The sequence below is a fragment of the Dehalobacterium formicoaceticum genome, from assembly GCF_002224645.1.
Classification (GTDB): domain Bacteria; phylum Bacillota; class Dehalobacteriia; order Dehalobacteriales; family Dehalobacteriaceae; genus Dehalobacterium; species Dehalobacterium formicoaceticum.
In genome coordinates, this window is record NZ_CP022121.1 from 1,019,852 (window position 1) to 1,036,644 (window position 16,793).

7 protein-coding genes and 1 pseudogene are annotated in these 16,793 nt (G+C 45.7%); all 8 read left to right on the forward strand.

Annotated elements, in window-relative coordinates; translation table 11 throughout:
* Nucleotides 1-171: 171 nt before the first annotated feature.
* The 8 genes and pseudogenes from uvrA (at nt 172) to CEQ75_RS05045 (ending at nt 16,732) form a co-directional block, all read left to right on the forward strand.
* Entirely contained in the window at nt 172-3,036 is a 2,865-nt protein-coding gene (gene uvrA / locus CEQ75_RS05010) for an excinuclease ABC subunit UvrA (RefSeq protein ID WP_089609358.1), read from the forward strand.
* Nucleotides 2,999-4,870, forward strand: coding sequence for an excinuclease ABC subunit UvrC (uvrC, locus tag CEQ75_RS05015; protein ID WP_089609359.1), 1,872 nt, complete (start codon nt 2,999-3,001; stop codon nt 4,868-4,870). Before uvrA ends, uvrC begins: the two co-directional genes overlap by 38 nt.
* On the forward strand, nt 4,857-5,660 hold the full coding sequence (locus tag CEQ75_RS05020) for a Cof-type HAD-IIB family hydrolase (RefSeq protein WP_089609360.1): 804 nt from the start codon (nt 4,857-4,859) through the stop codon (nt 5,658-5,660). Before uvrC ends, CEQ75_RS05020 begins: the two co-directional genes overlap by 14 nt.
* Before the next feature lie 117 nt (nt 5,661-5,777).
* Nucleotides 5,778-6,857, forward strand: coding sequence for a bifunctional phosphoglucose/phosphomannose isomerase (locus CEQ75_RS05025; RefSeq protein WP_089609361.1), 1,080 nt, complete (start codon nt 5,778-5,780; stop codon nt 6,855-6,857).
* 290 nt (nt 6,858-7,147) lie between these two features.
* Nucleotides 7,148-9,028: a 1,4-alpha-glucan branching protein GlgB gene (gene glgB, locus CEQ75_RS05030; protein WP_089609362.1), complete on the forward strand. Its 1,881-nt coding sequence runs from the start codon at nt 7,148-7,150 to the stop codon at nt 9,026-9,028.
* 30 nt (nt 9,029-9,058) lie between these two features.
* A pseudogene (locus CEQ75_RS05035) lies at nt 9,059-11,541 on the forward strand (glycogen/starch/alpha-glucan phosphorylase).
* Between the two features lie 107 nt (nt 11,542-11,648).
* Complete coding sequence (gene glgA / locus CEQ75_RS05040) at nt 11,649-13,085, forward strand: glycogen synthase GlgA (protein ID WP_089609363.1); 1,437 nt, start codon at nt 11,649-11,651, stop codon at nt 13,083-13,085.
* Nucleotides 13,086-13,213: 128 nt separating this feature from the next.
* Nucleotides 13,214-16,732: a bifunctional glycogen debranching protein GlgX/4-alpha-glucanotransferase gene (locus CEQ75_RS05045; protein WP_089609364.1), complete on the forward strand. Its 3,519-nt coding sequence runs from the start codon at nt 13,214-13,216 to the stop codon at nt 16,730-16,732.
* The last annotated feature ends 61 nt before the right edge of the window (nt 16,733-16,793 follow it).

Consider the following 16,793-nt stretch of genomic DNA (forward strand, 5'->3'; position numbering starts at 1 on the left):
AATAAAAGTATAGAGTATGTTGTAAAGTGGGGTCAGAATCATGAGTGACTTTAGGGGATTAACCTCAGGCTCTTGAGCGTTGGGTGAAGGGGATTCTGGCCGGAGAAAAGAATCAAGTGCTTAGATTGCTTATCATAGATCGTTGATCAGATCAAAATAGAAGGAGTATTTATGGCTAAAGATAAAATTATTGTTAAAGGTGCTAGGGAGCATAATTTAAAAAATATAGATGTGGAAATTCCCCGAGACAAGCTGGTGGTCATTACCGGATTAAGCGGTTCAGGGAAATCTTCCCTGGCCTTCGATACCATCTATGCCGAAGGCCAGAGAAGGTATGTGGAGTCCCTTTCCTCTTATGCCCGTCAATTTTTGGGGCAAATGGAGAAACCGGATGTGGACTACATTGAAGGTCTTTCTCCTGCCATTTCCATAGATCAGAAAACCACAGGACGGAATCCCCGTTCCACAGTGGGGACAGTGACGGAGATTTATGATTATATGCGTCTCCTTTTTGCCCGCATTGGGCACCCCCATTGCCCCAAATGCGGCAAGGCCATCACTCAGCAAACCGTGGATCAGATGGTGGATATGCTCATGGAATATGAGGAGGGAACCAAGCTGCAGATTTTGGCTCCCTTGGTACGGGGCCGCAAAGGAGAACATGTCAAGGTATTTGAAGAAGTCAAAAAAGCGGGCTATGTCCGGGTGCGTGTAGATGGAGAGATCTTCGACCTGGAAGAAGAGTTTAAGCTGGAGAAGAATAAAAAGCATACCATCGAGGTTGTCATTGATCGTATTAAAACTAAGCCGGGTATCGAAAATAGAATGGCGGATTCATTGGAACTGGCTTTGGGGTTGGGAGACGGGCTGGTGATGGTTGATGTTATGGGACAGAATGAGCTGCTTTTCAGTCAAAACTTTGCCTGTGTTGATTGCGGGATCAGTTTGGAGGAAATTACACCCCGCATGTTCTCCTTTAATAATCCATATGGGGCGTGTCCCGCTTGTGACGGGTTGGGGCATACCATCCAAATCGATGTGGATCTGCTTATTCCGGATCGCAATCTTTCCATTCGGGAAGGAGCCATTGCCAGATGGAGCAGCAATACCCAGGGCTGGTACTATCGAGTCATCGAGGCTGTCGCCGAGCATTTCGGTTTCAGCATGGATACACCCATCAAGGACTTATCCGAGGAAGCATTGAATTATATTCTTTATGGCACCGCCGGAGAGAAAATCAAGGTGCACTATGATCATCCGGAGCGGGGCAGTCAGGTTTATCATGTGGCCTGGGAGGGCATTGTCAATAATTTTTCCCGGCGCCACAGGGAAACCAACTCCGGCTATATTCGGGATGAAATCGAACGGTATATGTCCCAGATACCTTGTACTAAATGCCATGGGGCCCGCCTCCGTCCTGAGAGTTTGGCGGTATTGGTGGGGGAGAAAAACATTTATCAGGTGACCAATTATTCCATAATAGAGGCCAGGGAATTCTTTCAAAATTTATCCCTGACACCAAGAGAAACCATGATTGCGCGCCAGGTTTTAAAAGAAATTAAGGAGCGCCTTAATTTCCTGATCAATGTGGGCTTAGATTATCTGACGCTGAGCAGAATGGCCGGGACCTTATCCGGCGGGGAAGCACAGCGCATCAGACTGGCCACCCAGATTGGCTCCAGCCTGATGGGGGTTTTATATATCCTGGATGAACCAAGCATCGGCTTGCATCAAAGGGATAATGCCCGTTTAATTGAAACCCTGAAAAATTTGCGTGATCTGGGTAATACGGTGCTGGTGGTGGAGCACGATGAAGAAACGATGCGGGAAGCTGACTATATTCTGGATATCGGTCCCGGCGCCGGTGCCCATGGAGGCCAGGTCATGGCAGCCGGTCCCCTGCCGGAAATATTGGCTGCCAAAAACTCCATTACAGGTCAGTATTTAAGCGGACAAAAAAGCATCCCCCTTCCTTTGGTGCGCCGCACCCCCAACGGAAAATGGCTGGAAATTGTGGGTGCCAGGGAGCATAATTTAAAAGATATCGATGTATCCATTCCTTTAGGTGTTTTTGTAGGGGTGACCGGAGTTTCCGGGTCAGGGAAAAGCACCTTAATCAATGAGATTTTGCATAAGGATCTGGCTCATCGTTTGAACGGAGCCCGGGATTTGCCCGGGGCTCATCGGGAAATCCGCGGCTTGGAACATCTGGAAAAGGTGATTAACATTGACCAAGCTGCCATTGGACGCACTCCCCGCTCCAACCCCGCCACCTATACCGGTGTTTTTGATGCTATTCGGGAGCTTTTTTCCCAGACACCGGAAGCAAAGATGCGAGGTTATCAACGAGGGCGCTTCAGCTTTAATGTTAAAGGAGGCCGTTGTGAGGCTTGCCAGGGGGACGGTATTCTTAAAATTGAAATGCATTTTCTGCCCGATGTTTATGTCCCCTGTGAGGTCTGTAAAGGGAAGCGTTATAATCGGGAGACTCTAGATGTTCGTTACAAAGGGAAAAATATTGCCGATGTGCTGGATATGACGGTGGATGAAGCGACTGAGTTTTTTCAAAATATACCTAAAATTTATCGCAAGATCAAAACCCTTCAGGATGTGGGTTTGGGCTATATCAGGATGGGTCAGCCGGCTACCACTCTTTCCGGGGGAGAAGCACAAAGGGTGAAGCTGGCGACGGAATTGAGCCGCAGGAGCAATGGCCGCACCTTTTATATTTTAGATGAGCCCACTACCGGTCTCCACGTGGCCGATATTCATCGTCTTTTGGAGGTATTAAATCGCCTGGTGGAGGCGGGAGATACGGTTTTGGTGATTGAGCACAATCTGGATGTGATCAAAACGGCGGACTATCTCATTGATTTGGGACCGGAAGGGGGCGACCGGGGAGGTTTAGTTGTTGCCACCGGTACCCCGGAAGAGGTGGCCAAAACGGCGGGATCTTATACGGGGCAATTTATCAGGAAGATACTGGAGCGTGAACGATATGGACTTAACTGCCCAATTGACAGTATTACCGGATAAACCCGGCGTGTACCTGATGAAAGATGATCAGGGGAAGATTATCTATGTGGGCAAGGCTACTTCCCTCAAACAGCGGGTGCGGTCCTATTTTCAAAACAGTAAACACCATACCCCTAAAGAGCTTTCACTGATCAAAAAGATTCATGACCTGGAAACCATTGTGGTGGACTCGCCCATGGAAGCACTTGTTTTGGAATGTAATTTAATTAAGCAGCACCGTCCCAAATATAATATCCGCTTAAGGGATGACAAACATTATCCTTACATCAAGATTACCATGGATGAGTCTTTCCCCCGGGTTTTGGTGGTGCGGTCGATGAAATCGGACAAAGGGAAATATTTTGGTCCCTATACTAACAGTACTGCGATGCATGAAACCTTAAAAATAATTAAAGATATTTTTCCCCTGCGCTCCTGCCGCAAGGAGAAGGTGGATCCCAAAACCAGGGCTTGTTTAAATGCCCACATTGGGAAATGTGCCTCTCCTTGTGCCGGGAAAATTTCACCGGAAAATTACCGGGCCATGGTTGATCAGGTGATCCTGTTCTTGGAAGGGCGGCGCTTGGAGGTGATCAAGGATTTGGAAAAGAAGATGAAACAAGCATCGGAAGATCTGAATTTTGAAGAGGCGGCCCGCTACAGGGATCAAATTCAAGCGGTACGGCAAGTAGTGGAAAAGCAAAAGGTGGAAAACAAGAATTCAGAAGATCGGGATGTGGTGGGTTTGGCCACCGGGAGGGATTTAGCATCGGCGGTGATCTTTTTTGTCCGAGGGGGCAAGGTCATGGGCCGGGATCATTTTTTTCTGACCAATGTGGAGCATGATCAGGTGGACTCCTTATTAGGCGCTTTTTTACAGCAATATTATGAACATGCCGAAGAAATACCCGGTGAAATCGTGATTCAAAGCCCCCTTCCTGATCAGGCTTTGCTGGAAGAGTGGCTGACCATGAAGCGGGGTTTTAAGGTGCACATGCACCAGGCCCAACGGGGGGATAAAAAACGGCTTTTGGATCTGGTAATTAAAAATGCCCAGATTAAACTGGATCAGCATTATTCCCTGCAAAGTCAGCGCAAGGAGGAAGCAGGGGCAGCTTTGGAGCAGCTGCGTAAGGAACTGCATTTACCCCAGACACCCCACCGTATTGAGTGCTATGATATCTCCAATACCCAGGGTACCAACTCCGTGGGTTCCATGATCGTTTTTATCGGAGGAGAACCCTGCCCGGCAGAGTATCGCAGGTTTAAGATAAAGACGGTGGAAGGCCCTAATGATTTTGCCTCCCTCCAGGAGGTTTTAAGACGCCGCATTCAGCGAGGCTTGGATGAGAGAAGGGAAATCAGAGAAGCAGGCCTCCCCCTTAAGGAAGCAAAATTTGCCGACTTTCCTGATCTGATGATTATCGATGGGGGCAAGGGGCAGCTTTCCGCTGTGAAAGAAATTTTGGATCAGTTTGCTTTATCATTGCCTGTTTTTGGGTTGGCGAAAGAATTTGAACATCTTTTCCGGCCGGAAGAAAGTGAACCAATTATTTTGGCAGCCAACAGCCCAGCCTATTATTTAATCCAGCGGGTACGCAATGAAGCCCACCGCTTTGCCATTACCTATCATCGCAAGCTGCGCTCCAAGGAACAAGTAAAATCCGTCTTGGATGAAATTCCCGGGATCGGGCCTGCCCGGAGAAAAGCTTTGCTTAAAGCTTACGGCTCTGTGGAAAGAATTGCCCAGGCTTCCGCGGAAGAATTATCAATGGTGGAAGGCATGAACCGAAAATCTGCCGCCGATGTGTACCTTTTCTTTAAAAAAATGAAGGAGAAAAATGATGACGATTAAATTGATTGCATCCGACCTGGATGGGACTTTATTAGATGAACATGGTGGTATTTCAGAACGGACCAAGGAAGCGATCCGGCGCGCGGAAAAAAAAGGGGTGCTTTTCACCTTTGCCACCGGCCGCATGTATCGCTCCGCTTTGCCTTTTGCCCAAGAATTAAATCTTGATTTACCTTTGATAACTTATGAGGGGGCTTTGATCAAAACATCCCATACCCAGGAGGTAATTCGCCATCGTCCTCTGCCGGTGGATCTGGCTAAGGAAATCATTACCATTGGGGACCAAGAGCATCTAAGCGTCAACGTTTATGTGGATGACGAGATCTATGTCCATCGGGAGACGGAAGCGGTGCAAGATTATAGCCGTATGGTGCGGGTACCCTATACCAAGGTGGATCACTTACAGAGTTTTTTGGAACAGCCTCCCACGAAGGTGATTTATATTGGTGAAGAAGAACGGTTGCTGCGTCTTTGGGGAGAGTTGAAGGAGCAGTTTGGCGATCAGGCTTATATTACAAAATCCACCCCCCATTTCCTGGAATTTACTCATCCCCAAGCCACTAAAGGGAATGGGATTCAGGTCTTAAGTCAGATCTTAAACATCAAGCAGGAAGAAATTATGGCTTTCGGGGACAATTTTAATGACTTATCCTTATTACGTTCCGCCGGTTTGGCTGTGGCCATGGAAAATGGGCGGGAAGAATTGAAAAAAGAAGCTGATTTTGTTACCTCTTCCAATCGGGAAGATGGGGTAGCTCAAGCCATAGAGCAATTTGTTCTCTCCGAGTAACTTTTGCCATAAAAATATTATGGATGGTATTGACATTTTTCGATAGCAATTATACCAATAACTTGATATAATTGGAATACTGGAACAAGCTTAAAGATAACGGAGGGAGAACTAAGTATGCATCATGAAATTAATTTAGATAAATTGGATCAATTAAAAAAAGGTGATCCGGAAAATATGCTGGAAGCCTTATCTGGCTTACCCACTCAATGCCAGGATGCCATGCAGCGGGCACGGGCAGTGAACATTTCCTTTGCTGCTGATTTTAAAAATATTCTGGTTACCGGCTTGGGGGGCTCTGCTATCGGAGGAGATTTTCTCCGGGTTTACGGATATCGAAAATGTACCCTGCCCATTTTGGTGAATCGAGACTATAATCTGCCATCCTTTGTTAATGAACAGACCCTGGTGCTGGCCGTGAGTTATTCCGGAAATACAGAGGAGACCTTAAGTGCTTATGAAGAGGCCAAATTAAAAAAGGCACCCATCGTCGCTTTAACCAGCGGCGGCCAATTGGCAGAAAGGGCAAAAAAGGATGGGATTCCCCTTATTCTGATCCCCAGCGGGCTGCAGCCCAGAGCGGCCACCGGATATCTGTTCCTGCCCCTTTTGGTTGTTTTGGAAAAGTTATCACTTCTCTCTGATATCGCAGCTGAAATTGAGGAAACGATTGCAGGTCTGGCGGATTTAAGCAAGGCGATAAGTGCCCAGGTTCCTACAGAAAATAATCCGGCCAAACAACTGGCTCTGCGCTTTTATAACAAGATACCGGTAATTTGGGGCGTGGCCGGGACAACAGAAACGGTAGCCATGCGCTGGAAAGGGCAAATTAATGAAAATAGTAAAGCCCTGGCCTATTTCAATGTTCTGCCGGAATTAAACCATAACGAAATTGTCGGTACGGAAGTACCGGAAAAATTCCTTCGAGAGCTGGAAGTGGTCTTTCTGCGTACCGAGGACGATCATCCCCGGGTGCAAAAAAGGTTCGACATCACTAAGGAGATCATTGGGGAAAGAGTAGGAGGGATTAGCGAAGTTTGGGGTGACGGCAAAAATCCCTTGGCCCGGATGTTCGCTCTCACCTATTTGGGGGACTGTACCAGCGCTTATTTAGCCTTGCTGTACGGAATTGATCCCAGTCCGGTAAAATTGATTACCTTATTAAAAAATAAACTTGCTGAGCTGCCTGAGGCTTAATGCTTTTTAATGTAAGTATGACTATCCATGAAAAGTGGATAGTTTTCTTTTGCTGTTAAAAGAATTTTAAATTATGTAAAAGTTTCCTGAAAAACTTGTTAAGATACTTAAGTAAAGGATGAAAACTCTTTACTGATGCCGGGTTCCACCGATTTTGCTTATTCGCATACTGTTAAACAAATTTTCGAGGGAATCCTGAGACTTTTATCCTGGGAAAGATGATGTTATAATAGCACTATCTAGGATATTAATGGAAACATGAATGGAAATAAGTTTGGGGTGGTGTTGATATGGAGAGGGAGCGATTCTTGTCGCCGGAAGAGATTTTCTTATTTAACGAAGGAACCTATTACCATTCTTATCTAAAATTTGGCAGTCATAGAGTAAAGGTCAATCATATTTGGGGCGTTCACTTTGCCATCTGGGCTCCCCATGCGCAGCGGGTCCGGGTAGTGGGGGATTTTAACCGTTGGCGCGGGGCTGATCACCCCATGAAAAAACAAGGAGAAACCGGGGTTTGGACCCTTTTTATCCCTCATTTAAAAATTGGAGAGATCTACAAGTATGAGATTCTCACGGCAGCTGGAAGCACGATCTTAAAAACAGATCCTTGGGCCTTTCATTGTGAAGTCCGTCCTAAAACGGCTTCTGTTGTCTATGATCTTTCCGGGTATATATGGGGTGATGCTGATTGGATGAAAAAAAGAAGAGAGCAAGCTGTCAGGGAACAGCCCCTAAGTATTTATGAGGTTCACTTGGGTTCCTGGCGGCAGCATCCGGACGGATCCTTTTTGAATTACCGGGAATTGGCGGAGCAACTGGTACCCTACGTGCAGGAAATGGGATATACCCATATCGAACTTTTGCCTTTAATGGAACACCCTTTGGATCGCTCCTGGGGCTACCAGGTTACCAGTTACTACGCCGCCACCAGCCGTTACGGCACTCCCCACGATTTGATGTATTTCATCGACTGCTGTCATCAGGCCGGGCTGGGTGTGATTATGGATTGGGTGCCGGGTCACTTTTGTAAAGATGCCCATGGATTAGGACGCTTTGACGGTAAACCCCTTTTTGAAGGGGAAGAACATGATCAATGGGGCACCTATAAATTCAATTTTTCCCGCACGGAAGTATGGAGTTTTCTCATTGGCAATGCCGTATTCTGGTTTGCAGAGTATCATGTGGATGGACTGCGGGTGGATGGGGTTACCAGTATGCTCCTCTTAAATTTCGGCAAAGGAGAACGTAACTGGACGCCCAATATTTATGGCGGAAGAGAAGATCTGCACGCCATTGATTTCCTGCGCAAGCTGAATCAGGTGGTTTTTCATTATTTTCCGGGGGCTTTAATGATCGCCGAGGAGTCCACGGATTGGCCGATGGTCACCAAACCTCCCTATGAAGGTGGCTTGGGCTTTAATTATAAGTGGAACATGGGTTGGATGAATGACACGTTGAAGTATATGGAGACCTATTTTGACCGGCGCTGTGATCACCATCATTTACTGACCTTCTCTTTGCTGTATGCCTTTTCCGAGGAATTTATTCTGCCCTTTTCCCATGATGAGGTGGTGCACGGGAAAAGGTCCCTGTTGGATAAAATGCCCGGAGACTATTGGCGCAAATTTGCCGGATTACGTTTGCTTCTTTGCTACCAAATCTGCCATCCGGGAAAGAAATTACTTTTTATGGGGGGAGAATTTGGCCAGTTTATTGAATGGCGGGAAGCAGAATCCCTGGAGTGGTTTTTGACCGATTATGAAATGCACCGTAAACTGCAATACTTCGTCAAAGAAATCAACCATTTGTATCTGCGGGAGAAAAGCCTGTGGGAATTGGACTATTCCTGGGAGGGATTTAGTTGGCTGGATGTGAATAATAATCAACAAAGCGTGCTGGCATTTATGCGCCGGGATCAGCAGGGGAATTTTTTACTGGTGGTGTTGAATTTCCAACCTGATTATTATCCTAATTATCGGCTGGGGGTGCCGGTTTCAGGTGTTTATCAAGAAATTTTTAATACAGATGCATCATGCTTTGGCGGCTCAGATCAAGTGAATCGAGACTCCGTTCTTGGAGAGAAAATTCCCTACCACGGGCAGCCTTTTTCCATCGAAATGAAACTACCGCCTTTAGGCGGCATCATCATCAGATTGGTTGCCGGGTAATTTTGGAGGGATATGTTGGGAGGGGAAGAAATGATTTGGCTTAAAGACAGTTTTAAAAAGGCCTACGTAGAAAAGTTTATTGAGATTCAAGGATCGATGCCGAATACGGGAACATCTTGGGAAAAATATCGTGCCTTGGTGGTCTTAATCAAAGAAAAAATGAAAATCAGCCAGGCGGCGGAATCAATGAACGACTCTTCGCCGGATCAGGAAAAGCAGGTTTATTATTTTTCCTTGGAATTTTTGATTGGTAAACTATTATCTTATTATCTGATTAATTTGGGCATTAAAAATGTGGTCCAGGAAGGCCTGGAGGAACTGGGCATTGATTTGGAAGACCTGATAGCAGAAGAAAATGATGCAGCATTGGGCAATGGAGGCCTGGGACGTCTGTCTGCTTGTTATCTGGATTCTATGGCTTTTTTAGGCATCCCCGGTCAGGGCAATGGCATCCGCTATAAATATGGACTTTTTCAACAAAAAATTGTGAATGGTTTTCAGGTGGAACTGCCGGATAACTGGTTAAAAAACGAATATCCCTGGGAAATGAGAAAGTCGGATAACACAGTGGTGGTGAAATTCAAAGGCCATGTCAGGACAGAAAGTATTAAAGGTAAACTGACATTTTTCCATGAAGACTATGAGCCGGTGCTGGCGGTGCCCTATGACATTCCGATGCTGGGCTATGGCAACTTGAATCGGATCAATAACCTGAGGCTGTGGAGTGCCGAGCCGATCAAGGATGATCTTGACTGGGTCAGTTTTAATCAGGGGGACTACAGCAAGGCAGTTGCTTACCGTTCTGAAGTAGAAGCCATTTCTTACATCCTCTATCCTGAAGACAGCAGTCATGCCGGACGGGAATTGCGCTTAAGACAGGAATATTTTTTCACTGCTGCCGGTTTAAGCACGATCATTCGTTATTTTAAAAAGAAAAACAACTCTTTTTCCGGTTTTGCCCGTAAAGTTGCCATTCATATCAATGATACCCATCCTGCCCTGTGTGTGCCCGAGTTGATGCGTATTTTTATGGATGAAGAGGATTTAGGCTGGGACGAGGCCTGGAACATCACAGTCAATACCATTTCATTTACCAATCATACCATTCTGCCCGAGGCCTTGGAAAAATGGCCGGTGGAGATTATGAAATCCCAATGTCCCCGCATTTATATGATTATTGAAGAAATTGACCGCAGGTACCGGGAAGAGATGCATCATATGCATCCGGAAAAAAGAGATCTGATTGAACACACAGCCATTATTCGGGACGGGCAGATCCATATGGCACATCTGGCGGTGATCGGCAGCAATTCCGTTAACGGGGTGGCGGAGCTGCATACGAAGATTCTGAAAACCCAGGTACTTAAGGATTTTTATACCATCTATCCCTATAAATTCAACAATAAAACCAATGGGGTCAGTCACCGGAGATTTTTATTGGAAGCCAACCCGGATCTGTCCAGGTTAATCAGTGAGAGCATTGGAGAGGACTGGATCCGGCAAAGCGAATCCTTGGAAAAGTTGTTGCCTTATACATCGGACACTGCATTTCTGGAAAAATTAGCAGATGTGAAATACCACAACAAATGTCGTTTGGCTAATTATATCAATGATAAAATGAATATCCAGGTGGATCCTTCCTCGATTTTTGATATTCAGGTAAAAAGAATCCATGCATATAAACGTCAGCTTTTAAATATTCTTAAAATTATGGATCTTTATAATCGTTGGAGAGAGGATCCCAGCATGGATATATATCCTACTACCTTTATCTTTGGCGGTAAAGTCGCACCCGGTTACCAATATGCGAAAAGCATTATCAAATTAATCACTACCATGGCTCAGAGAATTAATACCGACCCGGCTTTGGGGGGTAAAATGAAGGTGATTTTCCTGGAGAATTTTAATGTCAGCCTGGCGGAAATGATTTATCCTGCGGCGGACATTAGTGAACAGATTTCTACGGCTAGTCAGGAAGCTTCCGGAACGGGCAACATGAAATTTATGTTAAACGGTGCCATTACCTTGGGAACCTTAGACGGTGCCAATGTGGAAATCAGACGGGCCGTGGGGGATGAGAACATCGCGATTTTTGGTTTAAAAGCCAATGAGGTGATGAATTACTACCAATGGGGGGCTATAAATCCTGGGAAGAATATCAGAATTTCCCTCGTTTGAAAAGGGTTGTTGATCAATTGGTAGACGGCAGCCTGGGATCAAGCAACGAATTCGCCGGTATCTATGAATCCTTATTGCGGGATAACGATCAATACTTTGTGTTAAAGGATTTTCGCTCCTATACCGACACCTGGCAGAAAGTAAATTTATGGTATCAACATAAGCTGTCCTGGGCCAGTTCCTGTTTGGTTAATATCGGGAAGGGCGGAGTTTTTTCCAGTGATCGCGCTATTAAAGAATATGCAGATGATATCTGGCATGTGCCTTACCAAAATGAAATACCCGGTCCGCAAGAACAATCAGGCATCAATCAGATAAAGCATGCGTATAAATAAGTATGTCCAGTAACGGGATTCTTTAAAATGCATCTCGTTGGATCTTAAATTCTGCTTCAATATAAATAAAAGCTGTATTTAGAATAAGGGAGGAAGGAGATTTAGATATGAAAGTACTTTTTGCTATTGCTGAAGCGGATCCTTTTATAAAAACCGGAGGACTGGGAGATGTGGGCGGCTCATTGCCCAGAGCTATTAATAAACAAAACGGACTGCTGCGTGTCATTATGCCTAAATATAGCTCTATCCCCCAATCTTTTTTAAAGGAAATGCGCTATGTGATTAGCTTCAATGTTGATTTGGCCTGGCGCAGACAATATTGCGGATTATGGGAACTTATTTATGAAGGGGTACATTATTATTTTATTGATAATGAATATTATTTTAAAAGAGCCGGAATTTATGGATATGACGATGATGGAGAAAGGTTTGCCTTTTTTAACAAGGCGGTGCTGGAGAGTTTGATTCGCATGTCGGATTTCCGCCCGGATATCATTCATTGCAATGATTGGCATACGGCGTTAATCCCCATGATGTTAAAAGAATATTATAGCAGCAATCCTTTCTACTATGGCATGAAAACGATTTTTACCATTCATAATTTGCATCATCAGGGGATCTTTGCCAAAGAAATTCTCCAGGATGTGCTGTCTCTGAGTCCGGATTCCAACGGAGCCCGCAATCTTGAATTTCATGAAGCGGCAAACTACCTGAAAGGAGCCTTGCTTTATTCTGATCTGATCACCACCGTAAGTCCTACTTATAGCGAGGAAATCCTGGATCCCTATTATGGGGAGGGTTTAGATGCCTTTCTCCGGCAAAGAAAAGAAGATCTCTGTGGTATTTTGAACGGCATTGATTATGAAAAATATGATCCTTGCCTGGACCCTGCTTTGGTTTGTCATGCTCCCGAAGCTCATTGGAAAAAGGAAAATAAACTCCATGTCCAAATGTTATTTAACCTGCCCATAAATGATCAGGTGCCCGTTCTGGCAATTATTTCCCGGCTGGTGGAGCAAAAAGGACTGGATCTCCTCAGTCATATCATCAGGGAGCTCATGGAGTTGGATCTTCAGATCGTGGTGCTGGGAACCGGAGATTATAAAAATGAAGAAACATTTCGTTATTTTGCAGCCCGTTATCCGGAAAAGCTGGGTATAAAATTTTTATTCCATGAGGAGTGGGCCCATAAAATATACGCCGGTGCCGATATGCTTCTCATGCCCTCCCGTTTTGAGCCTTGTGGATTGTCACAAATGACAGCCATGCGTTATGGGACCATTCCCATCGTACGGGAAACAGGGGGATTAAAGGATAGTGTCATTCCTTATGATGGGAAGAAGGATACCGGGAATGGTTTTACCTTTGGCCCTTACAATGCCCATGAACTCCTTTATACGGTACAAAAAGCGGTAAAACTGTATCATGAGGATCAAGTAGCTTGGCAAGGTCTGGTGCATCGGGCCATGGAAACCGATTTCAGCTGGGATCTGTCTGCCCAAAAATATCTTGAAATGTACGAAGCATTAATGGTCAAGATGTGAACTCGTTCAGCTAAGCTGAACATCGGACTTCAGATGGGGGAATCTACTCCACCTGAGGCAAGAATAGGAACTCCCGCTTATAGAAGTGGGAGTCCTGGAATCTAATAAAAAGAAAAGGTTGGAAAATAATGTTAAATCCGAAGGTCTATCATGATTCCCATGCATCTTTTTACCGCCATCCTTTTGGAGCAGTCCCCGTGGGAACAGAATTGGTGTTGAGAATGGAGATCATATCCCGGGAACTTCCGGATCATTGCTTTTTGCGTTTATGGGGAAGTGAAGATCAGTACCGGGAGATTCCCATGGAGTGGAAGGAAGAGGTTGCTGGATTACATGATTATAGCCGGGTCTATGAAGTGCGGTTTAAAATGCCGGAGGATCCGGGCTTAGTCTGGTATTCTTTCCGGATCCAAACCGGTCAGCAGGTTTATTATTACGGCAATAACCAGGAAAGGTTGGGGGGCATGGGGCTTTTAAAGAAAACCGAGCTTCCGGCCTATCAAATTACTGTTTTTATCCCCAATCAAGTACCCAAATGGTATAAAGAAGGGGTTATGTATCAGATTTTTGTCGACCGTTTTCGGAAGGGAGCGGATGATGGTGCCATGAACGGCTCCCGCCGGAGTATTGCTATGAAACAGGCCTTACTCCAAATGGATTGGAATGATACCCCTTTCTATCTTAAGGATGAGGCGGGGCGGATTACCAGGTGGAACTTTTTTGGCGGGAATTTGACCGGTGTCCTGGAAAAATTAGATTATCTGGAAAGCTTAGGTGTGAGCATCATCTACTTTAACCCTATTTTCGAAGCAGCCAGCAATCATAAATATGATACGGCAGACTATTTAAAAATCGACGGCATGTTTGGTGATGAAGAGATCTTTCGCCGCTTGGTAGAGGAGGCTGGAAAAAGAGGCATTGCCATTATTTTGGATGGTGTCTTTAGTCATACCGGCGCCAATAGTATTTACTTTGATAAATGCGGTTATTTCAACCAAGAGGGTGCATTTCAGTCTCCTGATTCTCCCTATGCCTCCTGGTATAATATTTCGGAGGATGAAGCATATGAATGCTGGTGGGGAGTGGAGGATTTACCCAATGTGAATGAGATGGAGCCCTCCTATCAAGAGTTTATTTTTGGCGGGAAAGACTCGGTAGTGCGCCATTGGATCAATGCGGGCGTGAAAGGCTGGCGTCTCGATGTCGTAGATGAACTGCCGGACGAATTTGTTAAAAAGCTCCGTCAAGGGGTAAAAGAGACGGACCCTGAAGCCGTTTTGATCGGAGAGGTATGGGAGGATGCTTCCAATAAGGTAAGTTACGGCAAGCTGAGGGAGTATTTTTGGGGGGAAGAATTGGATAGTGCCATGAATTATCCTCTGCGCAGCATCTTTCTGGATTATCTTCTGGGGACCATTAAGGCTGTTCAGGTTCATAACAGAGTAATGAGTCTTTACGAAAATTATCCCAGAGAGAATTTTTTGGCGGCCATGAATGTCATGGGCAGTCATGACCGGAAAAGAGCCTTAACCATACTGGGAGAGGCGCCTTCGGGAGAAGAATTTTCGGAAAGGGAAAAAGAAGGGTATCGTTTACCCCCGGCAAAGAAAGAACTGGGCGTGAAAAGATTGAAGCTGCTCTCCCTGCTCCAGATGACTTTCCCCGGGGTTCCTTGTGTTTATTATGGGGATGAAGCGGGGATGGAGGGTTATACCGACCCATATAATCGGGGACCCTATCCCTGGGGTAAGGAGGATCAGGAACTTTTATCCTGGTACCGTCGTATGATCCGCATGCGCCGGGAATATCCGATTTTTCAGGAATGTCAGTTTTTCTCATTTTACCAGGGACAGGATGTCTACGGTTATTCCTTGCGGGGAGAGGGGGAAGGGGTTTTTGTTCTCGTCAATCGCCATCTTTCAGAGGAAAGAACCATAGAACCAGACTTTGGTGCCGATATCGGAAAAGGGAATCAGTCCTTAATATTAGATCTTTTAGCCGGGACAACCATCGATCAATCTGAAACCTTCCTTATTCCGCCTCTTACCGGACGGGTGATTTATTACAAGGAATTGCCGGCAGGGAGGAAGGAAGAGTTTATTTTACCCGTGGGGTGCGGTGTTTTACTCCATATCACTTCCTTACCTTCCCCTTGGGGGGTGGGGGATTTTGGTCAGGAAGCGTACCAATTTGCAGATTTTCTGAGCTCGGCAGGTCAAACCATTTGGCAGGTTCTGCCCCTTCATCCTCCCGGTTTCGGTCATTCTCCCTATCAGAGTTTTTCCGCTTTTGCGGGAAATGAGCTTTTCATTGATACCGGACATTTGGTGTCAGAAGGATTACTGAAGCAGGAAGAGGTGGCAGAAGGGCTGGAGAACATTCATGAAAGCCGGGGCCATCACTTTCAGGTAGATTTTTCCTCAGCTGAGGACTGCAAGGACAAGCTTTTCCGTAAAGCGCTGCGCCGCTTTAAATTGGCATTGAGCAGAAAGAAGAAAAGAAGCCTTCCTTCAGCGTATCTTCAGCCGGAAAACTACGCAAATTTTCAACAGGAACATCAACACTGGTTGGAGGACTATTGTCTTTATGCCGCTTTGAAAAAGTTTTTTAAAGGACAGCCCTGGTATTTATGGGAACCGGAAATACGGGACAGGCAGGAGGAAGCCCTGGCCTACTATCGCAAAAAATTAGTAAGGGATATGGAGTATCATTGTTTTCTCCAATATACTTTTTTCACCCAATGGCAGCAATTAAAAGATTATTGTCAGGAAAAAGGGATTTCCATTTTGGGGGACTTGCCCATCTATGTTTCTCATGACAGTGCCGATACCTGGGTCCATCGGCATCTCTTTGCTCTGGATGATGCAGGGCAGCCTCTGAAGATGGCCGGTGTTCCCCCGGATTATTTTTCTCCCGAAGGACAACTATGGGGCAACCCGATTTATCGATGGGATGAAATGGCCCGGGAGGACTATGCCTGGTGGATAGCAAGGATCAGACATAGCATTCGTCTCTATGATTATTTCCGCCTCGATCATTTCCGGGGGTTTGAAGGATATTGGGCGGTGCCTGGGGGAGAAAAAACAGCAGCATCCGGTTTTTGGTATAAGGGACCGGGGCTGGGATTCTTTGAAGCTTTGCATAATGAACTGGGAGAGTTGCCTTTTATTGCAGAAGATTTAGGTGTCATTACCCCAGAGGTTCATAATCTAAAGCATTTATGCGGCTTTCCCGGCATGTTGGTATATCAGTTTTCCCATCAGGAGATGGTTGATAGGGAGCCGAAGAAAAGGTCAACTTTGGAGACAGCGGATTCAGAGTCAGAGTACAGGGAGCCTGTTACCGAAAAGACAGACAAAGTCTACAAAAATATTGTTTATTACACAGGTACCCACGATAATGATACCTTGGCCGGATGGTGCCAGGACCAGAAGGAGGACTGCTCTGTGCCCGCCATTATTGAAGAACTCTATCAAAGCGATGCCGCCTGGGTGATCATCCCCCTGCAGGATCTCTTGCGGCTGGGGAAAGAACACAGAATGAATACCCCCGGTACCGCAGAGGGGAATTGGACCTGGCGCATGGATCCTACCCTTTTGACAGAAGAAATCAAAAGATGGCTAGGCAAACTGGCTGCTGACAGATAAGGATCACAGGAATCTTTTTTCCCGAAAGGGTTGCTTTTCCCGTAACATTTGCTATAATTAA